The organism is Rathayibacter sp. VKM Ac-2835 (assembly GCF_013266705.1).
Taxonomy (GTDB): Bacteria; Actinomycetota; Actinomycetes; order Actinomycetales; family Microbacteriaceae; genus Rathayibacter.
The window spans coordinates 80,536-102,213 of sequence record NZ_JABSNQ010000001.1 but is presented as its reverse complement, the minus strand read 5'-3'; the positions used below and the strand labels follow the sequence as shown (position 1 = coordinate 102,213).

Sequence of the window (21,678 nt, the reverse complement as noted above, 5' to 3'; positions counted from 1 at the left end):
GGGTCGAAAGTTGGTGCGGAAGAGGGCGCGGCAGCGGCTGTCAAGACGCGTTCGAAGCGGTTTGCGCATCGATACTTCTTGATGCACACTGTCCCCGCCGATTTGTTGAACGACTGAATTTAAGAAGTGGATGGGAATGGCTACGGACTACGACGCCCCCCGCAAGACCGATGACGACTCCGAGTCGATCGAGGCCCTGAAGGAGCGAGTCCCCGACAAGATGTCCGGTGTCGTCGACGTCGATGACGCCGACAACCCGGGCGGATTCGAACTGCCCGGTGCCGATCTGTCCGACCTCGATCTGGACGTCGTGGTCCTTCCGCCGCAGGCGGACGAGTTCACGTGCGTCAGCTGCTTCCTGGTGAAGCACCGCTCGCAGATCGACCACGAGGAGAAGCTCGGCCCGATCTGCCTGGAGTGCGCCGCCTAGGCCTCTTCCGGCTCCGAAAGACCAGCGCCCCGTCGCCGTGATCCCTCCTGGATCGCGGCGACGACGTCGTTGGGGCGCCTGCTCGACAGCAGCCAGTACGGCGTCGGGTCGGCGGGGTCCTCGATCGGGACCCGGACGACGTCGCGCACCCAGCCGCGGATGACGAGGAACGCCCTGGCGTCCAGTCGCGGTCCGCGCTGAGCGAACGCCCGCTCGCCGGTGTAGGCGACCGGATCGCCCACCAGCTCGAGCGGGATGTGCGCCCGGCCCGCCCACAGCTCGCCGTCGACGACCTCGAGGGTCGGCGACGTCGCCAGCAGCGTCGCCACGGTGCCGCCGTAGAGCACCAGCGCGACGACCACGCCTGCGAACAGGTCGATCGGCGCGAAGACCAGGATGCTGGCGGGGATCACGAGGGCGGTGGAGACGAAGAGCCAGGGCGCGGGCCACAGCCTCTCTCGGTAGGACGGCATGTCCCTATTGCATCAGACGATTGGTCTACCCTCGTCACGTGAACGAAACCGTCGACGTCCCGATCCGCGCGGACGAGGTCCCGTTCTACGCCCACCCCGGCGACGCCGGAGCCGATCTGCGCTCCACGGAGGAGCTCGTGCTCGCTCCCGGCGAGCGGGCCAGCGTCGGCACCGGGGTCTCGATCGCCCTGCCGGACGGCCACGTCGGCTTCGTCGTGCCGCGCAGCGGACTCGCCTTCAAGCACGGCCTCACCATCGTGAACGCCCCCGGCACCATCGACGCCGGCTACCGCGGCGAGATCCGCGTGGCGCTCCTGAACACCGACGCCCGCGAGCCGTATCGCATCGTCGCCGGCGACCGGATCGCGCAGCTCGTGATCCTGCCCGTCGTCCGGGCCCGCTTCACCGCCGTCGAGGAGCTCTCGGAGTCCGTCCGCGGCACCGGCGGCTTCGGCTCGACCGGCTACGCCACCGCAGCATCGGCACCGGACGCGTCCGGCGCAGCAGACGTCCGCACCAACGAGGAGAACGCATGAGCGACATCCAGCCCGCCGGCACCGACGACGCGGCCGTCGAGACCGCCGCGCAGGACTTCGAGAAGTCCGCGCCCGCGGACCGCGCGGAGGCCGGCCCGCTCGACGAGCGCGAGGCCAACCCGGTCCGCCCCTACATCGATCTCGGCGGGGTGAAGGTGCTGCCCCGCGAGGGCATGCACATCCGCCTCGAGGTCGAGGAGGCGACGAAGCGCGTCATCGCCGTGGGCCTCGACTTCGCCGGCTCGACTCTGCAGGTGCAGCCGTTCGCCGCGCCGCGCTCCTCGGGCCTGTGGCACGAGATACGCGGGCAGATCGCCGAGCAGATCGGCCGCCAAGGCGGCAGCACCGAGGAGCGCGAGGGCGTCTTCGGCCCCGAGATCGTGGCGCAGCTCCCGCTCGCCGGCGGCGGCGTGCGCGTCGCCCGCTTCGTCGGCGTCGACGGACCGCGCTGGTTCCTCCGCGGCGTCATCGCCGGTGCGGGCGCGACCGACGAGCAGGCCGCGGCCGCCGTCGAAGACCTCTTCCGCAGTGTCGTCGTGGTCCGCGGCTCCGGCCCGATGCCCCCGCGCGACCTGATCCCGCTCAAGATGCCGGACAGCGGCCAGACCCAGCAGAGCGCGAGCTGAGCGGGATGAGTCCCGAGGGCGACCCGCAGGCGGAGCGCGCCGATCAGCCCGAGCGCGCTGTCCAGCCGGAGGTCGGCGAGGCGATCGCGAAGGCCGCCCGCCGCTCCGGACTCGGCGTGGTCGCCGACGGCGAGCCCTTCGACGGCCGCGCGCTGCTCGGCTCGATGGGCGGCGTCCGCGGGATCCTCGAGGCCGTCGTGCCCGGCGTCGCCTTCGTCCTCCTCTTCACGATCACCGGCGAGCTCGTGCTCTCGCTCGTCGCCTCCGTCGGGATGGCCGTGCTGTTCACGGTCGCGCGGATCCTCGGGCGCACCCCCGTCATCCAGGCGGTGGGCGGTCTGCTCGGCGTCGTGGTCTCGGCCGCCCTCGCGCTGATCACCGGCCGCGCGGTCGACAACTTCGTGCCCGGCCTGATCACCAACCTCGCCTACGGGCTCGTCTTCCTCGTCTCGGTGCTCGCGCGCTGGCCCCTGATCGGCGTCGCGGCCGGCTACCTGATGGGCGACGGCACGGCCTGGCGGGACGACCGGCGCAAGCGCCGGCTCTTCTCCCTGCTCACCCTCGCCTGGGCTGCCCTCTTCTTCCTGCGGCTCGCGGTGCAGTACCCGCTCTTCCTCGCGGGAGACGCGACGGCGCTGGGCACCTGGAAGCTCGTGCTCGGCCTGCCGCTCTACGCACCGCTGCTGGTGCTCACCGTCCTGGCCGTGCGCGCCGAGTACCGGGGTGCGGCGGAGCGGGACGAGGCGGCTCCGCCCGCCGAACGCGCGTAGAGTTGTCTCGACGTCAAGATAAATAGTTAGGTCCTCCTTGGTGGCGGGGCGCTGTGCGCGGTCGCCAAGATGGACACGGATATGTGGGTGCGCCCGTCGGCGGAGCCCACGTCAGCGAAGGAGAGGGCGACGTGTCCGCGGTAGACAGCTTTGGATCGAAAGACAACCTGAAGGTCGGCTCGACCGACTACGAGGTGTTCCGCATCGACCGGGTCCCCGGTCACGAGAAGCTCCCGTTCAGCCTCAAGGTGCTGCTCGAGAACCTGCTCCGCACGGAGGACGGCGCCAACATCACGGCCGACCACATCCGCGCCCTGGGCGAGTGGGTGCCGGAGTCGGAGCCCGACACCGAGATCCAGTTCACGCCCGCGCGCGTCGTGATGCAGGACTTCACCGGTGTGCCCTGCATCGTCGACCTCGCCACCATGCGCGAGGCCGTCGCGGCCCTCGGCGGCGACGCGAACAAGATCAACCCGCTCGCGCCGGCCGAGATGGTGATCGACCACTCGGTCATCGCGGACCTCTTCGGCACCGCGGACGCCCTCGAGCGCAACGTCGAGCTCGAGTACGAGCGCAACGGCGAGCGCTACCAGTTCCTGCGCTGGGGCCAGACCGCGTTCGACGACTTCAAGGTCGTCCCGCCCGGAACCGGCATCGTCCACCAGGTCAACATCGAGTACCTGGCCCGCGTCACCATGACCCGCGAGGTCGGCGGCGTGCTCCGCGCGTACCCCGACACCTGCGTCGGCACCGACTCGCACACCACCATGGTGAACGGGCTCGGCGTGCTCGGCTGGGGCGTCGGCGGCATCGAGGCCGAGGCGGCCATGCTCGGCCAGCCCGTGTCGATGCTCATCCCCAAGGTCGTCGGCTTCAAGCTGTCCGGCGCCATCCCGGCCGGCGTGACCGCGACCGACGTCGTCCTCACGATCACCGAGATGCTGCGCAAGCACGGCGTCGTCGGCAAGTTCGTCGAGTTCTACGGCGCCGGCGTCGCCCAGGTGCCGCTCGCGAACCGCGCGACCATCGGCAACATGAGCCCCGAGTTCGGCTCGACCGCCGCGATGTTCCCCATCGACGACGTGACCCTCGACTACCTGCGCCTCACCGGCCGCAGCGACGAGCAGATCGCCCTGGTCGAGCAGTACTCCAAGCTGCAGAAGCTCTGGCACGACCCCGCGGTCGAGCCGGTCTTCAGCGAGTACCTCGAGCTGGACCTCAGCACGGTCGTCCCCTCGATCGCCGGGCCGAAGCGCCCGCAGGACCGCATCGAGCTCACCTCGGCGAAGACGCAGTTCGAGTCGGACCTCAACAACTACGCCGACGTGACGCACGACATCGTCGACCTCACGCTGACCGAGTCGTTCCCCGCGTCCGACCCGGGCGAGCTCCAGCCGCAGGACGAGTACAGCGAGCACTCGCACACGCACCGCTCGCACGCTCCGAGCACCGTCTCCAAGCCGACCACGGTCGAGCTCGGCGAGGGCCACGAAAGCTTCACGATCGACCACGGCGCCGTCGCGATCGCGGCGATCACCTCGTGCACCAACACGTCGAACCCCTCGGTGATGCTCGCGGCCGGCCTGCTGGCCCGCAACGCGGCCCAGAAGGGCCTCAAGGCCAAGCCGTGGGTCAAGACCACGCTGGCTCCGGGCTCGAAGGTCGTCACCGACTACTACGAGAAGGCGGGGCTGACCGAGTCGCTCGAGGCCCTCGGCTTCTTCACCGTCGGCTACGGCTGCACGACCTGCATCGGCAACTCCGGCCCGCTGCTCGAGGAGATCTCGACCGCGGTGCAGGAGAACGACCTCGCCGTCACGGCCGTCCTCTCGGGCAACCGCAACTTCGAGGGCCGGATCAACCCGGACGTGAAGATGAACTACCTGGCGAGCCCGCCGCTCGTCATCGCCTACGCCCTCGCCGGCTCGATGAACTTCGACTTCGAGGTCGATGCCCTGGGCACCGACACCGAGGGCAACGACGTCTTCCTCAAGGACATCTGGCCCGACGCGGCCGAGGTCCAGGCGACGATCGACTCCTCGATCGACAAGTCGATGTTCGACACGCAGTACGCCGGCGTGTTCGACGGCGACGAGCGCTGGCGCTCGCTGCAGACCCCCGAGGGCTCGATCTTCGAGTGGGACGAGGACTCCACCTACGTCCGGAAGCCCCCCTACTTCGACGGCATGACGATGGAGACGACCCCGGTCACCGACATCGCCGACGCCCGCGTGCTCGCGAAGCTGGGCGACTCGGTCACCACCGACCACATCAGCCCCGCCGGCTCGATCAAGGCCGACAGCCCGGCCGGGCAGTACCTCGCCGAGCACCGCGTGGACCGCAAGGACTACAACTCCTACGGCTCCCGCCGCGGCAACCACGAGGTGATGATCCGCGGCACGTTCGCGAACATCCGCCTGCGCAACCAGCTGCTCGACAACGTCGAGGGCGGGTACACCCGCGACTTCACGCAGGAGGGCGGCCCGCAGTCGTTCATCTACGACGCGTCGCAGAACTACCAGGCGCAGGGCACCCCGCTGGTGATCCTCGGCGGCAAGGAGTACGGCTCGGGCTCGTCGCGCGACTGGGCGGCCAAGGGCACCAGCCTGCTGGGCGTCAAGGCCGTCATCGTCGAGAGCTTCGAGCGGATCCACCGCTCGAACCTGATCGGCATGGGCGTCGTCCCGCTGCAGTTCCCGCAGGGTGAGACCTGGGCCTCGCTCGGGCTCGACGGCACCGAGTCGATCAGCATCTCGGGCATCGAGGCGCTGAACGAAGGCGTGACGCCCAAGACGGTGCACGTCGTCGCGACGCCGACCTCCGACTCGCCCGAGGGCAAGCAGCCGATCGAGTTCGACGCGGTCGTCCGCATCGACACCCCCGGTGAGGCGGACTACTACCGCAACGGCGGGATCCTGCAGTACGTGCTGCGCTCGCTGGTCTGATCCCGAGCACGTGTGCGCGCCTCCCCGCAAGCAGGGGAGGCGCGCACCTGTTCCACCGGACCCCGTGCGTAGACTCGGGAGACGTCCACACCCCCCCAGACATCCCCCGGAAGGCGGCGCGCATGGCTGTTCTCGAGACCATCGCCGGACCGCGCGACCTCGATCGCCTGACCCGGACGGAGCTCGAGACGCTCGCCGTCGAGATCCGCGACTTCCTGGTGCGCGAGGTGTCCAAGACCGGCGGCCACCTCGGCCCGAACCTCGGCGTCGTCGAGACGACCATCGCGATCCACCGCGTCTTCGACTCGCCGCACGACGCGATCATCTTCGACACCGGGCACCAGTCCTACGTCCACAAGCTGCTCACAGGCCGCCAGGACTTCTCCGGCCTGCGGCAGCGCGGCGGTCTCGCCGGCTACCCGCAGCGCTCCGAGTCGCCGCACGACATCGTCGAGAGCTCGCACGCGTCGAGCTCGCTGTCCTGGGCGGACGGCATCTCGCGCGCGTTCACGATGACCGGGCAGACGGACCGCCATGTGGTCGCGGTCGTCGGCGACGGCGCGCTCACCGGCGGGATGACCTGGGAGGCGCTGAACAACATCAGCGACGACAACTCCCGTGGGCTCGTCATCGTCGTCAACGACAACGGCCGCTCCTACGCCCCGACCATCGGCGGCATGGCGCGCTTCCTCAACGGCGTGCGCACCCGGCGCACCTACCGCACGCTGCACCGCGGCTCGCGCGCCGTCTCCGAGCGCCTGGGCGGCCCCGCGGCCGCGGTCTACCGCGGAGTGCGCGGCGGCCTGCACGGCTTCCTCAGCCGCTTCATCAACAACGAGGCGCTGTACTCCAACCTCGACATCAAGTACCTCGGCCCGATCGACGGACACGACCTCACCGCGATGGAGGAGGCGCTCCAGCAGGCCAAGGACTACGGCACGCCGGTGATCGTGCACGCGATCACCCAGAAGGGCAAGGGCTTCGAGCCCGCCGTCCAGGACCTCGCGGACCAGTTCCACGCGGTCGGCCAGATCGACCCGGAGACCGGCGAGCCGCTCAGCGCGAGCGGCGCCCGCTCCTGGACCTCGGTCTTCGCGGAGGAGATCGTCACCCTCGCCGACGAGGACCCGACGATCGTCGGCATCACCGCCGCGATGCTCCGTCCGGTGGGCCTCGACCGCCTGGCCGAGAAGTACCCGGACCGCGTCTTCGATGTCGGCATCGCGGAGCAGCACGCCGTGACCTCGGCCGCCGGTCTCGCCTTCGGCGGTCTGCACCCCGTCGTCGCGCTCTACGCGACCTTCGTCAACCGCGCCTTCGACCAGGTGCTGATGGATGTGGCGCTGCACCGCGCCGGCGTCACCTTCGTGCTCGACCGCGCCGGAGTCACGGGCCCCGACGGGCCGAGCCACCACGGCATGTGGGACCTGGCGATCCTCCAGGTCGTCCCGAACATCCGCCTCGCCGCGCCGCGCGACTCCGTGCGCCTGCGCGAGGAGCTGCGTGAAGCCGTCGGCGTGACCGACGCGCCGACCGTCGTGCGCTTCTCCAAGGGCAACGTAGGCGACGAGATCGACGCGCTCGAGCGCCTCGACGACGGCGTGGACGTGCTGCTGCGCTCGGAGCGCCGGGACGTGCTGATCGTCACCGTCGGACCGATGGCCGCGATGGGCCTCGACGTCGCCCGTCGCCTCGCCGCGCAGGGCATCGGCGCCACGGTCATCGACCCGCGCTGGGTCGTGCCGGTGCCGCGCAGCGTCATCGACCTCGCGGCCGAGCACCGCCTCGTGATCTCGATCGAGGACGGCGTCCGCGTCGGCGGCATCGGCACCCGGATCCGCCAGGACCTCCGCGAGGCCGGCGTCGACACGGCCGTCACCGAGCTGGGGCTGCCGGATCAGTTCCTCGACCACGCCAAGCGCGAGGAGATCCTCGAGGACGTCGGACTGACCCCGCAGCACATCGCCCGCGACGTCGTCGCCCAGGTGCTCGGCAGCAAGATCCCGGTCGCGCGCCCGCTGCCCGAAGAGGTCGCGGCGCACGACGACGCCCGCAAGGACTGAGCGCGCTCCACGTACGAGAGAGGGCGCCCACCGGATCGGTGGGCGCCCTCCTGCGTTCTCGCCGTTCCTGCGGCTACTGGACCCCGCGGACGGCCGGCTCGTGGAACGTGCCGCCGAAGGCGCGCTCGCTCGCGCCGACGCGGTCGAGGTAGGGCGTCAGGCCGCCCATCTGGAACGGGTAGCCGGCGCCGAGGATGAGGCAGAGGTCGATGTCCTCCGCAGCGTGGACCACGTCGTCGTCGAGCATCCGCTTCACCTCGTCGGCGAGGCCGGTCTCGACGCGCAGGCGCAGCTCCTCCGGCGTCATCGGATCGGAGCCGCCCTTGACGATCGCGACGGCGCGCTTGTCCACGCCCTTCACCCGGCCCTTGGCGTCGCGCTCGAACACGTGGCCCAGCTCGGCCAGGCGGTGCAGGTTGGCACTGTCGTAGAAGCGGTCCGGGAACGCCGCGTGATGCGTGTCGAGGACGTGCGCGCCGACCTTGAGGCCGACCAGCTCGAGCAGCTCGAACGGCGTCATCGGCAGTCCGAACGGCTCGAGCGACGCCTCGACGACCTCGAAGGGCGTTCCGGTGTCGACGGCGTGCATCGCCTCGCCGAGGACCTTCGCCAGGACGCGGTTGACCACGAAGCCCGGGGTGTCGCGGGTGATGACGGCGTTCTTCTTCAGCTTCGCCGCCGTCACCATGGCCGTCGAGAGCGTCTCGTCGTCGGTCTGCGGCGTGTTCACGACCTCGATCAGCGGCATCACGGCCACCGGGTTGAAGAAGTGGAAGCCGACCAGGCGCTCCGGGTGCTCGAGCCGCTCGCCGATCCGCTCGACCGAGAGCGACGAGGTGTTCGTCGCGAGGACGGCGGTCGGGGAGACGTAGCGCTCGATGTCGGCGAAGACCTCCTGCTTGACGGAGAGCTCCTCGAAGACGGCCTCGATCACCCAGTCGGCGTCCGCGAAGTCGGCGCGATCGGTCGTTCCGGTGACGAGACCGCGCAGGCGGTTGGCGTCGTCGGGGGAGAGGCGGCCCTTGGCGAGCAGGGTGTCGATCTCGCCGACGATGCTCGCGACGCCGCGGTCGACGCGCTCCTGGTCGAGGTCGGTGATGACCACCGGCACCTGGAGGCGGCGGACGAAGAGCAGCGCGAACTGGGTGGCCATCAGACCCGCGCCGATGACACCCACCTTCGTGACCGGCTTGGCGAGGCTCTTGTCCGGGGCGCCCGCGGGGCGCTTCGCCCGTTTCTGCACGAGATCGAAGGCGTAGATGCTCGCGCGGAACTGGTCGCCGGACACGAGATCGGCCAGGGCCTCGTCCTCGGCGGCGAAGCCCTCCTCGCGGGTGCTACTCCTGGCGGCCTTGAGCAGGTCGAGCGCGCGGTACGGCGAGGCGGCGACGGTGCCGATCTTCGACTCGAGCTGCTTGCGCGCGATGGCGATCGCGGCGTCCCACTTGACCAGCCGCTCGATCTTCCCGGGCACGTTCGGCCGCTTCACCTCGACGCTCCCGTCGAGGACGCCGTCGGCCCAGACCAGCGAGTTCTCGAGGAAGCTCGCGGAGGGGAAGATCGCGTCGGCGATGCCGAGGTCGAAGACGTCCTGGCCCTTGAGGGTCCGGTTGTTCTTCAGCGGGTTCTCGACGATCACCTTGAGGGCGTTCTCGATGCCGATCAGGTTCGGCAGCAGCCAGGCGCCGCCCCAGCCGGGGATGATGCCGAGGAAGACCTCGGGCAGCCCGAGCGCGGGGATCGAGGCGTCCACGGTGCGGTAGTCGGCGTTCAGGGCGATCTCGGTGCCGCCGCCGAGCGCGAGCCCGTTGATGAAGACGAACGAGGGGACGCCGAGCTCGGACAGCATGCCGAGCGTCGTGTGGCCCAGGCGCGCCAGCTGGCGGCCGATCTCGTGGCTCGGGATGCTGCCGACCTTGCTGAGGTCGGCGCCGGCGGCGAGGATGAACGGCTTGCCCGTCACTCCCACCGCCTGGATCTCGCCGGCCTTCGCGCGCGCCTGCTGGGCGAGCAGCACGTCGGCCAGCTCGAACAGTCCGGCGGGGCCGAAGGTGCTCGGCCGCGTGTGGTCGCGGTCGTTGTCGAGCGTGATCAGCGCCAGGACGCGGCCGCTGGGCAGCGGCACGTCGCGGACGTAGGAGTGGGTGACGACCTCGCCCTCGGCGAGATCGACCAGGTCCTCGAATCCTTCGAGCATGGGTCAGCGTCCCTTCCGTCGTGCGCGCTTGCCGTCGAAGTGCGGGTTCTCCCAGATGACCGAGCCGCCCTGGCCGAGACCGACGCACATCGCGGTCAGGCCGTAGCGGACCTCGGGGTGCGCCTCGAACTGCCGGGCCAGCTGGATCATCAGCCGGACGCCGGACGAGGCGAGCGGGTGGCCGATCGCGATCGCTCCGCCGTACTCGTTGACCCGCGGGTCGTCGTCGTCGATGCCGAAGTGGTCGAGGAAGGAGAGCACCTGCACGGCGAACGCCTCGTTGAGCTCGAAGAGGCCGATGTCCTCGATGCCGAGCCCGGCCTTCTTCAGCGCCTTCTCGGTCGAGGGGACCGGGCCGATGCCCATGATCTCGGGCTCGACGCCGGCGAAGGCGAAGCTGACCAGGCGCATCTTCTCGGGGAGGCCGAGCTCCTTCGCGGCGTCGGCGCTGGCGAGCAGCGAGATGGCGGCGCCGTCGTTGAGCCCGGAGGAGTTGCCCGCGGTGACGCGTCCGTGCGGGCGGAACGGGGTGCGCAGGGTGGCGAGGCCCTCGAGCGTGGTCTCGGGGCGCGGCGCCTCGTCGGCGGTGGCGAGGCCCCAGCCGGCGGCGCTGCGGGTGGCGACGGGGATGAGATCCGGCTGGACGTTCCCGTTGCGGTAGGCCTCGGCGAGCTTCTGCTGGCTGCGCAGGGCGTAGTGGTCGGAGCGGCTCTTGGTGAGCTGCGGGAAGCGGTCGTGGATCTTCTCCGCCGTCTTGCCCATGTTGAGGGCCTCCTCGCCGACCAGGCGCTCGGAGAGGAAGCGCGGGTTGGGATCGGCGTTGAAGCCCATCGGGTGGCGGCCCATGTGCTCGACACCGCCGGCGATCACGACGTCGTAGGCGCCGAAGGCGATGCCGCCGGCGGTCGTGGTGACCGAGGTCATCGCGCCCGCGCACATCCGGTCGATCGCGTAGCCGGGGACGGAGCGCGGCAGGCCCGCGAGGAGCGCGGCGGTGCGGCCGAGGGTCAGGCCCTGGTCGCCCTGCTGGGTGGTCGCGGCGATGGCGACCTCGTCCACGCGCTCCTTTGGCAGGGCGGTGTTGCGCTCGAGCAGACCGATCATGGCCTTGACGACGAGGTCGTCGGCCCGGGTCTGCCAGTACATGCCCTTCTCACCGGCCCGTCCGAACGGAGTACGGACTCCGTCGACGAACACGACTTCGGATCTCTCGGCCACAGTGCCTCCTGAAAACGGGACGCCCTCTCGGAAACCGGACGTCCTTCCGATCGTAGGAAGGCGGCGTCGGGCACCGGAATCCTTTGCTTCTTCCTACGAAGCGGGTTCCGTGCCCTCGACCGGTGCTTGCCCGGCTTCCACAAAGGCGGTGGCGAGCGAGCCGGCGGTCGCGTCGATCTGCCAGGAGCGGGCTCCCGCGCGCTCCAGCTCGGCGGCGACGGAGTCCTTGTCGATCGGTTCCGGCGGGTTCCAGGCGAGGCGGCGGACCAGCTCGGGCGTGAGCAGATTCTCCACCGGCAGCGAGAGCAGCTCGGCGATCTCGCCGACGACGGCGCGGGCCGCCTTCAGGCGGGCGTCGGCGGCCGGGTTGCGGTCGCCCCACGCCCGCGGCGGCGGAAGGGTGTCGGCCGCGGGGCGCACCGGGCCGGGCAGGTCCTCGGTGCTCTGGCCGCGCTCGATCGCGGCCCACCAGCGCTCGACCTCGCCGCGGCTGGCGCGACCGGTGAAGTCGCGGCGGCCGGAGAGCTGGCCGAGGCTCGTCGGGACGTTGCGCGACACGGCGATGATCGAGGAGTCGGGGATCAGCCGGCCGGGTGCGATGTCGCGCTCGCGGGCGAAGGCGTCGCGGGCCAGCCAGAGCTCGCGGGCGATGGCGAGGGCGCGCGGGCCGCGCAGAGCGTGCATGCCGGAGAGGCGGCGCCACGGCTCGGCCGGGACCGGCTTGGGCTGCCGGGCCAGGGTCGCCTCGAACTCCTCGCGGGCGATCCGGGTCTTGCGGGCCTCGACCAGCATCTCGGCCATCCGGTCGCGCAGGTCGGGCAGCAGCTCGACGTCCTTCGCGGCGTAGACGAGCCAGCTCTGCGGCAGGGGGCGGGTCGACCAGTCGGCGGCCGAGTGCTCCTTGGCGAGGTGGATGCCGAGCAGGTCCTCGACGACGGCGCCGAGGCCGACCTTGGGCAGGCCGAGCAGGCGGGCGGCGAGCTCGGTGTCGAAGATGCGCACGGGATCGAGGCCGACCTCGCGCAGGCAGGCCAGGTCCTGGCTGGCGGCGTGCAGGATCCACTCCTCCTCGCCGATCACGGCCTGGAGGGCGTCCATCCGGCCGATCGCGGGCGGGTCGAAGAGGAACGCGCCGGCTCCGCGCCGGTAGACCTGGATCAGGTACGCGCGCTGCGAGTAGGTGAAGCCGGAGGCGCGCTCGGCGTCGACGGCGACGGGACCCTCGCCGGCGGCGAGGGCGTCGACCGCGGCGAGGAACTCGTCGGGGGTGGAGAGGACACGGTAATCAGTCACGGTTGTTCCGTCGGAAGGCGAGCGAGGTCACACCGTCGCCCGATACGGGCGGGAGGCCCGCGAGCATGCACAACAGCTCGCCCCAGCCTTCCACGTGGGGAGCGAGCTGCGCATCCTCGGGGCTCCAGGAGGCCCGGATCTCGATCTGCGCGCCGTCGCCCTGGGCGGCGAGCTCGCCGAAACCGGTCGAGAGGACCTTGGTCGCGGTGCCCGAGGCGGCGGTGTAGAACGCCCCGCGGACCTCGAGCGCGTCCATCAGCCAGGACCAGGCGACCTCGGCGAGGAAGGGGTCGGTGCCGATCTCGATCTCGAGCGGGGCCTGGGCGAAGCAGACGACGCGGAACGGCCCGCCCCACTGCTCGGGCTCCTCGGGGTCGTAGAGCAGGATGAAGCGGCCCGTGCCCAGCTCCGAGTCGCGGCCGTGGGCCCGCGGCGAGACGTCGCCGGAGAGGGCGACGGCGTACGGCGCGAGGCCGGCCGGCGAGGCGATCTCGGAGACGGTGAGCTCGGAGCGGGTCGTCGCCCGGCGCAGGGACTCGACCGCAGCGCGGAACTCCTCCGGGAGCTGGGACGGCGCTGGGAATTCGGGCACGCTCGCAGACTAGAGTTCCCGCATGCTCGAAGCCCGCAGGCACGCCGCGGAGAGCGCGCACACCGGTGTCGTCCTCGCCGCGGTCCTCGCGGCCCCCGCCCTCGCGGCGCTGACGGCCCTCGGCGCCGCCGCACTGGGGACGGCCTTCCTCCGCGGGGTGGTCACTCCGCCCTCGCGTCGCGCGCAGGACGTCCGGGTGCTCGCCGTGCGGCCGGAGGTGCACGAGATCGAGCTGGCGGCCTCCGTGGACACCGCGGTCCGGGGCGGCTTCAGCCTCTGGTTCGACCAGGGGCGCGGGCACGCGCGGATCGGGCGGCTGCTCGCGACCGGGCGAGGACGGGTCGTCCGGGAGCTCGGGCAGGTCGACCGCGGAACGCTGCGTCCCGGCGCGCGGGGGCGGCTCAACGGCTGGCTGCTGCTCTCGCCGCGGGAGACCGGCCTGCCGTTCACGGCGGAGGAGGTGCCGACGCAGTTCGGCGCCGCTCCGGCCTGGTTCTTCCCGGCCGGGGGCGAGGGCGACGTCTGGGCGATCCACGTGCACGGCCGTGCGACGACGCGCGAGGAGACGCTGCGCGGGATGGCGGCGTTCCACAGCGCCGGGCTCACCTCGCTGGTCGTCTCCTACCGCAACGACGGCGATGCTCCGTCGAGCCCCGACCGTCGCTACGCGCTGGGGGAGACGGAGTGGCGCGACATCGATGCCGCGATCCGCTTCGCCGAGCGGCGCGGCGCCCGGCGGATCGTGCTCGTCGGCTGGTCGATGGGCGGGGCGATCGTGCTGCAGACCGCGCTCCGCTCGAGCCGCCGCGGCCTGATCGCGGGGCTCGTGCTCGACTCCCCGGTGATCGACTGGCGGGTGACCCTGCGGAAGCAGGCCCGGCTGAACCGGATCCCGGCGCCGATCGCCGCGCTCGCCCTCACGGCGATGCAGCGGCCGTGGTCGGCGGCCCTGACCGGGCAGAGCAGCCACGTCCCGCTGGCGGCGATGGACCTGGTCGAGCGCGCCGGCGAGCTGACCGTCCCGGTCCTGCTCCTGCACAGCGTCGACGACGACTTCGTGCCGAGCGGTCCGTCCGAGGCCCTCGCCGCGGCGCGACCGGACCTGGTCGAGCTCGTGCTCTTCCACGGGGCCGGGCACACCCGGCTCTGGAACGACGACCCCGCGCTCTGGGAGTCGTCGGTCGAGCGCTGGCTCGCCGAGCGGGCGCTCAGCCGGTCCGGGTCCAGCGCGCGTAGGTGAAGCCGGCGTCGTCGGCGGCGAGCGACGTCAGGGCGTAGGAGTCGTCGATGCGGGCGCCGGTCGACGCCACGGGGAGACCTGGGAGCACGACGCGGGGCGCGGTGGTCAGGCAGATCTCGTCGACGCGGCCGGAGGACAGGAGCTGGCCCGACAGGGAGGCGCCGCCCTCGCAGACGACCCGCTCGAGGCCGAGGGCGCCGAGGGCCGCGAGGATCGCGTCGACCCTCATCCGCTCGCCGGTCGCGGGCACGGGGACGACCTCGACGCCGCGCGGGAGACCGCCCGGCGCCTCGCGCCCCTCCGGCAGGAGCAGCAGCACACGGGCGCCTTCCTGCACCTCGAGACGGTGGCCGGCCAGGTCGCCGGAGGCCGAGACGACGGCGAGCGGCGCGCGCTTCGGCACGCGGTAGCCCTCCGCGCGGACGCTGGCGGCGCCGACGAGGACGACGTCGGCCTGGGCGCGGATCACGCCGAGGATCGTCCGGTCGACGCGGTTGGTCAGCGTCTCGCTCGTGCCGTCCGAGCCGATGCTCGAGCCGTTGACGCTCGCGATCATGTTCAGCCGCACACGGACGCCGGCGCCAGGGAGGTAGGCCGCCTCGATCGCCGCCCGCGCGCCGTCGTCACCGAGGCGGATCGCCGCACCGGCGGGGACGAGCGGCTGCAGGATCACGGTGCCGGGCTGAAGCGCGGGGCTCAGGCCGCGAGGTGGGCGCGGATCTGGCGCTTGGTGCGGCCGAGCAGCGCGCTCATCCCGCGCAGCCGCAGCGGTGAGACCGCCTCGGACAGGCCGATGGTCTGCGGGAAGTCGTCGGGCACGGCGAGCACCTGCTCGGGCGTCAGGCCGTCGAGGCCCTGGGCGAGGATCGAGGCGAAGCCGCGGGTGGTTGGCGCCTCGCGCGGCGCGGTCGCGTGCAGGTGGATCACGTCGCCGTCGAACTCGACGACGATGAAGACGGGCGACTGGCACTCCTCGACCCGCTCGAACAGGTCGGGGTGGTCGCGGTAGCGCTCGGGCAGCTCGGGGAGATCGTTCGAGAACTCGAGGAGGAGCTGGAGGCGCTCCGGCTTCTCGAGGGCGAGGAACTCGTCGCGGATGTCGCGGAGCGCGGGGGAGAGCAGTTCGGTGGTCATCGGATCGATTCTCTCATCCGCTCGGACGGCGGGTCGCAGGGGAGAGGGCCCCGGCACGGATGTGCACGGGGCCCTCGGAGGTCGGTCGGCGCCGCACGGTCAGCGGGGCGCGGGGGCCTCGCCGGGCTCGGCGCCCTGGACGATGGGGACGCGGACGGCGCTGCCCCACTCGGTCCAGGAGCCGTCGTAGTTCTTGACGCCCTCGAAGCCGAGCAGGTGGGTGAGCACGAACCAGGTGTGCGAGGAGCGCTCGCCGATCCGGCAGTAGGCGATCACGGTGTCGCCGTCGGCGAGGCCCGCGCCGTCGCGGTAGATGCCGTTCAGCTCGTCGAGCGGGCGGAAGGTCCCGTCCTCGGCCGCGGCCTTGCCCCACGGCACGTTCTGCGCGCTGGGGATGTGGCCGGCGCGCAGGGCGCCCTCCTCCGGGTAGGCCGGCGCGGTGGTGCGGGCGCCGGAGAACTCCTCGGGGGAGCGGACGTCGATCAGCGGGTTGCCGAAGTGGGCGAGCACGTCCTCCTTGAAGGCGCGGATGTCGCCGTCGCGGCGCTCGACCGCCGGGTACTCGACCGCGGCGGGGCTCGAGGCGTCGGTGGTGATCGGCCGGCCGTCGGCGATCCACTTGTCGCGGCCGCCGTCGAGCAGTCGGACGTCCTCGTGGCCGAAGAGGGTGAAGACCCAGAGGGCGTAGGCGGCCCACCAGTTGTTCTTGTCGCCGTAGATGACGACGGTGCTGTCGCGGGCGATGCCCTTCGCGCCGACGAGGGCCGCGAACGCGTCGCCCTCGATGTAGTCGCGCTGCACCGGGTCGTTGAGGTCGGTGTGCCAGTCGATCTTGACCGAGCCGGGAATGTGGCCGGTCTCGTAGAGCAGGACGTCCTCGTCGGACTCGACGACCACGAGGCCCGGGGTGCCGAGACGCTGCTCGAGCCACTCGCCGCTCACGAGTCGTTCGGGGTGCGCGTAGGTGGCGAACTTCGGCGACGGATCGAGTTCAACGGGCAAGAGGGACCTCCAGGGTGGTGCGCGGGGCGCAGGCGTGGTTCTCGGATGGGCGGCGGTGCGGGCGGGCTACGCTGGGAGCCGCCCTTCAGCGACAGTACGCGCCCTCGTGCGCGGGTGCACGGACGGCCCCGTAAGAGTTCGACACAGTGCTGCCGGTGTTCCCCGCAGTGCTCGTCCGACACAGTGCTTCGATGCAGGATGCGAGACCGCGTGACCCCCGACGACGTCCGTTCGACGAGCAGCCTGACGGCGCGCTCCCCGCAGATCAGCGGCCACGAGATCGCCTCCACCCTGGTGCCGCCGCGGCAGTTCGAGGGCGCCACCTTCGAGAGCTACCGGCCCGACCCGGAGTACCCCTCCCAGGCGGAGGCCGTCGAGGCGCTGCGCGCGTTCGCGGCCGGCGGCGGCTCCAAGGGCGGGGGAGGCGGGTTCCTCGGCTTCGGCCGGAAGAAGGGGCCGGTCGTGAAGCCGGGCGTCTACCTCGACGGCGGCTTCGGCGTCGGCAAGACCCACCTGCTCGCGGCGATCTGGCACGCGGTGCCCGGCCGCACCTACTTCGGCACGTTCATCGAGTACACCGCGCTGGTCGGCGCCCTCGGCTACGCGGCGACGGTCTCGCTGCTCAAGGGCTCGGCGCTGCTCTGCATCGACGAGTTCGAGCTGGACGACCCGGGGGACACGATGCTGATGACCCGGCTGCTGGGCGAGCTGGTCGCCTCCGGCACCCGGATCGCGGCGACCTCGAACACGCCGCCGAACGCGCTGGGCGAGGGGCGCTTCGCCGCCGCGGACTTCCTCCGGGAGATCCACGCGATGGCCGAGCACTTCCGGACGATGCGGATCGACGGCACCGACTACCGCCGCCGCGACATCGAGGGCCACGCGGTCACCCGGTCGGACGCCGAGATCGACGAGCTCGTCTCGACGGCTCCGAGCGGCGCGGTCGTGACCGACGACTCCTTCCGGGCCGCGGTGGACCACCTGGGCTCGGTGCACCCGTCGCGCTACATCAAGGTGATCGACGGGGTCGACGCGATCGTGCTCCGCGACGTCGCCACCCTCACCGACCAGACGGACGCGCTGCGTCTCGTCGCCTTCATCGACCGCGTGTACGACGCGCAGATCCCGGTGCTCGCCTCCGGCGTCGCGCTCGACGAGGTCTTCGGCGGCGACATGCTCAGCGGCGGCTACCGCAAGAAGTACCTCCGCTCGATGTCGCGCCTGATCGCGCTGACGTCGATGCGCGCGTTCGCCTGACGCCGCGTCCGCGCGCGGCGTCCTCCCTCCGCGGCATCTCCTCGGCCGGCACGCGGGAGATCGTCGGCGCGCCGTAACGCACTGTTCACACGGGGGCACCGCTCGTAACATCCGCGAAACCTCGTGCCGCACGGGCCGTAACGTCGCGCCGCCAGACTGTCGGCTACCCGAGGTGACCCGACACCCCCGCGTCTTCCGAGACGCCGTGTCTTCGGGGTCGTGCAGCGACTGCCGGCCCGCATCGGGCTCCGCACTGCCCCTCCACTCACGACTCCTGCACGACTCTGCTTACTCACGAGAGGTTCAACAATGGATCAAGGCAATACCGCGTTCCTGCTCCTGGCGGCGGCGCTGGTCCTGCTCATGACCCCCGGGCTCGCGTTCTTCTACGGCGGCCTGGTCCGAGCGAAGAGCGTCATCAGCATGATGATGCTGAGCTTCGGCGCGATGGGCCTGATCGGCGTGCTGTGGGTGCTCTACGGCTACGCGATCACCTTCTCCAACGCCGGTGTGGGCGATTTCGTCGGCATCGACGGCGTCCTCGGCATCGACCTCAGCCAGCTCGGCCTCGCCGGTGCGTACGCCGAGGCCCAGGGCGACATCGAGACGGCGTTCCCGACCCTCGCCTTCGCCGCCTTCCAGGCGACCTTCGCCATCATCACCGTCGCCCTGATCTCGGGTGCGATCGCCGACCGCGCCAAGTTCGGCGCATGGATGGTCTTCGCCGGAGTCTGGGCGACCATCGTCTACTTCCCGGTCGCCTCCTGGGTCTTCAACTTCACCCTCGGTGACGAGGGCGTGGTCGACGGCGGCTGGATCGCCTACAACGTCGGCGCCATCGACTTCGCCGGTGGCACCGCGGTGCACATCAACGCGGGAGCCGCGGCCCTCGCCCTGGCGCTCGTCCTGGGCAAGCGCGTGAACTTCACCAAGGGCGCGCACCAGCCGCACAACCCGCCCTTCGTCCTCCTCGGCGCCGGCCTCCTCTGGTTCGGCTGGTTCGGCTTCAACGCCGGCTCCGAGCTCGCGGCCGACGGCTTCGCGGCGATCGCCTTCCTCAACACCATCGCGGCCCCGGCCGCGGCGATCCTGGGCTGGCTCGTCGTCGAGAAGATCAAGGACGGCAAGCCCACCTCGATCGGCGCCGCGTCGGGTGCCGTCGCCGGTCTCGTCGCGATCACCCCGGCCTGCGCGAGCCTCTCGCCGTTCTGGGCGATCGTGCTCGGCATCATCACCGGTGCCGTCTGCGCCCTGGCGATCGACCTCAAGTACAAGCTCGGCTACGACGACTCGCTCGACGTGGTCGGCGTGCACCTCGTCGGCGGTCTGATCGGAACGCTCTACATCGGCTTCTTCGGCACCGATGTCGGCCTCTTCCTCACCGGCGACGCCAGCCAGCTCGGCAAGCAGGCCCTCGCGGCCTTCACCGTCCTGATCTACTCCTTCGTCCTCACCTACGCGATCGGCTGGGTCATCCAGAAGACGATCGGGTTCCGCGTGAAGAACGAGGACGAGGTCGCGGGCATCGACACCGCCATCCACGGCGAGGCGGGCTACGTCCTCGCGGACTAGTTCCGACCCCTCGTCGCGCCCGTCGCGACACCCCGGTGGAGCCGGCTCTCAGGAGCCGGCTCCTTCCGTTTTCCGGGCTAGGGTCGTCGCGTGCCCTCCTCACGCTCGGTCGTGTCCCTGCTCCTCCGACTGCTCGGCCGCGCCAGTGCTCCGCGCGCCGACGCCGGCGCTCCCGCGCAGCGGCCGTACCTGAGCACCACGGCGCCGACACCGGGAGCGAACGGCATCGGCAAGACCGCCGAGGTCGATCCGACCCGGCTGCGCGGCGTTCACCTCGGCTACGCGCCGACCCCGGACGGCGATCCCGACCCGGGCGAGGTCGTCTGGACCTGGGTGCCCTACGAGGAGGACGACGGCCGCGGCAAGGACCGGCCCGTGCTCGTCCTCGCGGTCGAGAAGGCCGGCACGGCGCTGGCGATCCGCCTGAGCTCCAAGGAGCACGACGGCTACCTCGCGGTCGGCGCGGGGCCGTGGGATCCGGAGGGGCGACCGAGCTTCGCGGACCCGGAGCGGGTCTTCCGCGTGCACCCCGCGGGGATGCGGCGCGAGGGCGCGGCGCTCGAGCGCGCGCGGTTCGACGCCGTCGCCCGGGTGGTCTCCGCGCGGTACGGCTGGCGCTGAGTCAGCGGTTCCCGCCGACGCGTCCCGCCTAGGCGGTCGGCGCGATCCGCAGGAGGTCCGGGTGCTTGGCCGTGCGACCGTCGCCGGAGGACGTGCCCGTGAGGCGCCGGCGCAGCCACGGCGCGACGTGGGTGCGGTAGTACTGCGCCGAGCCGCCGCTCGAGGTGGCGGGCCGTTCGGGTGCCTCCTCGGCGGCGGGCGGGACCGGGAGGCCCAGAGCGCCGAGCACGCGGGCGCTGACCCGGTGGTGGCCGCGCGGGCCGAGGTGCAGGCGGTCCTCCGCCCAGAGCGTCGGGTCGGCGAAGGCCGGATCGGTCCAGTTGTCGGCCACGATGATGTCCCCGCGCTCACGGGTGCGGTGCAGCACGGCCGAGGTGAGGGCGTCGCCGCGGCGCTTGATCAGCCGGCCGAGCGGGAGGCGCGCGGACGGGTCCGGGGCGGAGAGGGCGATCAGGGTCACGCCCTCCGCGTCGCAGCGGGCGAGGACCTCGAGGTAGCGGTCCGCGATGCGCTCGATGTCGGCGCGCGGACGCAGCATGTCGTTGCCGCCGCCGTTGAAGGACAGGTGGGTCGGGCGCAGGGCGAGGGCGGGCTCGAGCTGCTCGTCGACGATCGGGTCGATGAGGCGGCCGCGGATCGCGAGGTTGGCGTACTCGATCGGCTCGCCGAGCGCGTCGGCCCAGCCCTGCGCGGTGAGGTCGGCCCAGCCGCGGGCGGTACCGCCGGGGAGCTCGTCGCCCACGCCCTCCGTGAAGGAGTCGCCGATCGAGACGAAGCGGACGGCGGTCATCGGCGCGGCGATCGGCGCGGGGATCGGGTGCGGGGCATCGTCGCACTGTAGCCCGGGAAAGCGTGTACCGTCGGCGGCATGGACCAGGACTCGCCGACCTCCGTCGAACTGCCGGACGGGGTCGGGCGCCTCGTGCTGACCGATCCGGACACGCCGCCGCGGGACTCGCCGCGGCCGTATCTGCATCCGCTGCGGACGCCCGCGGGTCGCGTCGTCAGCGACGTGCGGCCCGCGGACCACGACTGGCACCTCGGGCTGTCGCTCGCCGTGTCGAACATCACGATCGGCGACGACGAGCTCGACACCAATCTCTGGGGCGGGCCGACCTGGCTGACCGGGACGGGCTACCGGCAGGTGGACAACAACGGCTCGCAGCGGCCGGAGGGCGCGGATCCGGGCGACCTCGCGCTGGGGTGGTTCGACGCGCGAGGGAGGCGGTTCCTCGACGAGCGGCGGCGACTGAGCGTCCGCCGGCTCGGGGACGTGACGGTGCTGCGGATCGGGAGCCGCTGGCGCGCGCTCGGGGAGCGGCTCGTCTTCGGCTCGCCGACCACGGCCGGGCGACCGGACGCGGGGTACGGCGGGCTGTTCCTGCGGCTGGATCCGTCGTTCGACGGGAGTGCCGTGAGCGGGCCGGACGGCGCCGTCGGGGAGCCGATGGGGGTCGCGTCGCGCTGGCTGGCGCTGGCGGACGGGAGTGCGACGGTCGCGCTGCGGGCGGACGAGGGCGATCCGGTGGATCCGTCGACGTGGTTCGTCCGGACGAGCGGGACGCCGATGCTGTGCGCGGCGCCGTTCTTCGGCGCGACGTGGACGCTGGAGGCCGGCGCCGAGGCGAGCTGGAGCTGGCAGCTGCTGCTCGCGGACCGGGTGCTGACGGTCGAGGAGATCGAGGCGAGCTGGGGGCGGGGCGCTTGAG

General features: G+C 71.8%; 20 protein-coding genes. 11 read left to right on the top strand and 9 right to left on the bottom strand.

Features of this window, described 5'->3' with window-relative positions; genetic code table 11:
* Positions 1-136: 136 nt before the first annotated feature.
* Positions 137-430, top strand: a complete 294-nt coding sequence (locus tag HRK28_RS00475) for a DUF4193 domain-containing protein (protein WP_055792269.1) — start codon at positions 137-139, stop codon at positions 428-430.
* Here HRK28_RS00475 and HRK28_RS00470 read toward each other — a convergent pair.
* A complete protein-coding gene (locus HRK28_RS00470; protein WP_160089157.1) occupies positions 427-903 on the bottom strand; it encodes a DUF3093 domain-containing protein in 477 nt (158 codons plus the stop codon). The genes HRK28_RS00475 and HRK28_RS00470 overlap by 4 nt on opposite strands.
* Before the next feature lie 38 nt (positions 904-941).
* On the opposite strand from HRK28_RS00470, the gene dut reads away from it, so the two are divergent.
* The 5 genes from dut (at position 942) to dxs (ending at position 7,843) form a co-directional block, all read left to right on the top strand.
* Positions 942-1,439, top strand: a complete 498-nt coding sequence (gene dut, locus HRK28_RS00465; protein WP_173250049.1) for a dUTP diphosphatase — start codon at positions 942-944, stop codon at positions 1,437-1,439.
* Complete coding sequence (locus tag HRK28_RS00460) at positions 1,436-2,065, top strand: DUF3710 domain-containing protein (RefSeq protein WP_160089161.1); 630 nt, start codon at positions 1,436-1,438, stop codon at positions 2,063-2,065. Before dut ends, HRK28_RS00460 begins: the two co-directional genes overlap by 4 nt.
* A gap of 5 nt (positions 2,066-2,070) precedes the next feature.
* Positions 2,071-2,835 carry a DUF3159 domain-containing protein gene (locus tag HRK28_RS00455; protein WP_160089163.1) on the top strand — a complete coding sequence of 255 codons (765 nt, stop codon included), beginning with the start codon at positions 2,071-2,073 and terminating at the stop codon, positions 2,833-2,835.
* A gap of 131 nt (positions 2,836-2,966) precedes the next feature.
* Positions 2,967-5,780 (top strand): aconitate hydratase AcnA, encoded by a 2,814-nt coding sequence (gene acnA / locus HRK28_RS00450; protein ID WP_160089165.1) that lies wholly within the window; start codon positions 2,967-2,969, stop codon positions 5,778-5,780.
* Between the two features lie 122 nt (positions 5,781-5,902).
* On the top strand, positions 5,903-7,843 hold the full coding sequence (gene dxs, locus HRK28_RS00445; protein WP_160089167.1) for a 1-deoxy-D-xylulose-5-phosphate synthase: 1,941 nt from the start codon (positions 5,903-5,905) through the stop codon (positions 7,841-7,843).
* A 73-nt stretch (positions 7,844-7,916) separates the two neighbouring features.
* On the opposite strand, the gene HRK28_RS00440 is transcribed toward dxs, so the two are convergent.
* The 4 genes from HRK28_RS00440 to HRK28_RS00425 form a co-directional block, all read right to left on the bottom strand.
* Positions 7,917-10,040, bottom strand: a complete 2,124-nt coding sequence (locus tag HRK28_RS00440; protein ID WP_173250047.1) for a 3-hydroxyacyl-CoA dehydrogenase NAD-binding domain-containing protein — start codon at positions 10,038-10,040, stop codon at positions 7,917-7,919.
* Between the two features lie 3 nt (positions 10,041-10,043).
* A complete protein-coding gene (locus HRK28_RS00435; RefSeq protein ID WP_173250044.1) occupies positions 10,044-11,258 on the bottom strand; it encodes a thiolase family protein in 1,215 nt (404 codons plus the stop codon).
* Between the two features lie 93 nt (positions 11,259-11,351).
* Positions 11,352-12,551 carry a ribonuclease D gene (locus tag HRK28_RS00430; protein WP_173250042.1) on the bottom strand — a complete coding sequence of 400 codons (1,200 nt, stop codon included), beginning with the start codon at positions 12,549-12,551 and terminating at the stop codon, positions 11,352-11,354.
* Positions 12,544-13,143, bottom strand: a complete 600-nt coding sequence (locus HRK28_RS00425; RefSeq protein ID WP_173250040.1) for a DUF3000 domain-containing protein — start codon at positions 13,141-13,143, stop codon at positions 12,544-12,546. The genes HRK28_RS00430 and HRK28_RS00425 overlap by 8 nt, the downstream gene beginning before the upstream one ends.
* A gap of 22 nt (positions 13,144-13,165) precedes the next feature.
* Between HRK28_RS00425 and HRK28_RS00420 the strand changes: the two genes are divergently transcribed.
* Positions 13,166-14,383 carry a S9 family peptidase gene (locus tag HRK28_RS00420; protein WP_173250038.1) on the top strand — a complete coding sequence of 406 codons (1,218 nt, stop codon included), beginning with the start codon at positions 13,166-13,168 and terminating at the stop codon, positions 14,381-14,383.
* On the opposite strand, the gene HRK28_RS00415 is transcribed toward HRK28_RS00420, so the two are convergent.
* From HRK28_RS00415 to HRK28_RS00405, 3 genes are all read right to left on the bottom strand, one after another.
* The gene (locus tag HRK28_RS00415) at positions 14,352-15,056 is read right to left on the bottom strand and encodes a dihydrofolate reductase family protein (RefSeq protein WP_367948309.1); all 705 of its coding nucleotides are present in this window, start codon (positions 15,054-15,056) and stop codon (positions 14,352-14,354) included. The genes HRK28_RS00420 and HRK28_RS00415 overlap by 32 nt on opposite strands.
* Positions 15,057-15,079: 23 nt before the next feature.
* Positions 15,080-15,517 carry a SufE family protein gene (locus HRK28_RS00410; RefSeq protein ID WP_160089179.1) on the bottom strand — a complete coding sequence of 146 codons (438 nt, stop codon included), beginning with the start codon at positions 15,515-15,517 and terminating at the stop codon, positions 15,080-15,082.
* Between the two features lie 99 nt (positions 15,518-15,616).
* Positions 15,617-16,519, bottom strand: a complete 903-nt coding sequence (locus tag HRK28_RS00405; protein WP_173250036.1) for a sulfurtransferase — start codon at positions 16,517-16,519, stop codon at positions 15,617-15,619.
* A gap of 210 nt (positions 16,520-16,729) precedes the next feature.
* Here HRK28_RS00405 and zapE point away from each other — a divergent pair, with 210 nt between their 5' ends.
* The 3 genes from zapE (at position 16,730) to HRK28_RS00390 (ending at position 19,969) form a co-directional block, all read left to right on the top strand.
* A complete protein-coding gene (gene zapE / locus HRK28_RS00400) occupies positions 16,730-17,776 on the top strand; it encodes a cell division protein ZapE (RefSeq protein ID WP_367948308.1) in 1,047 nt (348 codons plus the stop codon).
* Between the two features lie 309 nt (positions 17,777-18,085).
* On the top strand, positions 18,086-19,348 hold the full coding sequence (locus HRK28_RS00395; protein ID WP_160089185.1) for an ammonium transporter: 1,263 nt from the start codon (positions 18,086-18,088) through the stop codon (positions 19,346-19,348).
* 90 nt (positions 19,349-19,438) lie between these two features.
* Positions 19,439-19,969 carry a type II toxin-antitoxin system PemK/MazF family toxin gene (locus HRK28_RS00390; protein WP_244231595.1) on the top strand — a complete coding sequence of 177 codons (531 nt, stop codon included), beginning with the start codon at positions 19,439-19,441 and terminating at the stop codon, positions 19,967-19,969.
* A gap of 28 nt (positions 19,970-19,997) precedes the next feature.
* Here the strand turns inward: HRK28_RS00390 and HRK28_RS00385 are convergent, their stop codons facing one another.
* Positions 19,998-20,759, bottom strand: a complete 762-nt coding sequence (locus tag HRK28_RS00385; RefSeq protein WP_173250032.1) for an SGNH/GDSL hydrolase family protein — start codon at positions 20,757-20,759, stop codon at positions 19,998-20,000.
* Between the two features lie 78 nt (positions 20,760-20,837).
* Between HRK28_RS00385 and HRK28_RS00380 the strand changes: the two genes are divergently transcribed.
* Positions 20,838-21,677, top strand: a complete 840-nt coding sequence (locus HRK28_RS00380; protein WP_173250030.1) for a DUF6807 family protein — start codon at positions 20,838-20,840, stop codon at positions 21,675-21,677.
* The last annotated feature ends 1 nt before the right edge of the window (position 21,678 follow it).

Excerpts from the sequence above, each read along its gene's own strand:
- HRK28_RS00395 (WP_160089185.1), top strand. The coding sequence starts at position 18,086 with ATGGATCAAGGCAATACCGCGTTCCTGCTCCTGGCGGCGGCGCTGGTC.
- HRK28_RS00410 (WP_160089179.1), bottom strand. The coding sequence starts at position 15,517 with ATGACCACCGAACTGCTCTCCCCCGCGCTCCGCGACATCCGCGACGAG.
- HRK28_RS00380 (WP_173250030.1), top strand. The coding sequence starts at position 20,838 with ATGGACCAGGACTCGCCGACCTCCGTCGAACTGCCGGACGGGGTCGGG.
- HRK28_RS00455 (WP_160089163.1), top strand. The coding sequence starts at position 2,071 with ATGAGTCCCGAGGGCGACCCGCAGGCGGAGCGCGCCGATCAGCCCGAG.
- dxs (WP_160089167.1), top strand. The coding sequence starts at position 5,903 with ATGGCTGTTCTCGAGACCATCGCCGGACCGCGCGACCTCGATCGCCTG.
- HRK28_RS00460 (WP_160089161.1), top strand. The coding sequence starts at position 1,436 with ATGAGCGACATCCAGCCCGCCGGCACCGACGACGCGGCCGTCGAGACC.
- HRK28_RS00385 (WP_173250032.1), bottom strand. The coding sequence starts at position 20,759 with ATGACCGCCGTCCGCTTCGTCTCGATCGGCGACTCCTTCACGGAGGGC.
- HRK28_RS00440 (WP_173250047.1), bottom strand. The coding sequence starts at position 10,040 with ATGCTCGAAGGATTCGAGGACCTGGTCGATCTCGCCGAGGGCGAGGTC.
- HRK28_RS00475 (WP_055792269.1), top strand. The coding sequence starts at position 137 with ATGGCTACGGACTACGACGCCCCCCGCAAGACCGATGACGACTCCGAG.
- HRK28_RS00420 (WP_173250038.1), top strand. The coding sequence starts at position 13,166 with ATGCTCGAAGCCCGCAGGCACGCCGCGGAGAGCGCGCACACCGGTGTC.
- HRK28_RS00470 (WP_160089157.1), bottom strand. The coding sequence starts at position 903 with ATGCCGTCCTACCGAGAGAGGCTGTGGCCCGCGCCCTGGCTCTTCGTC.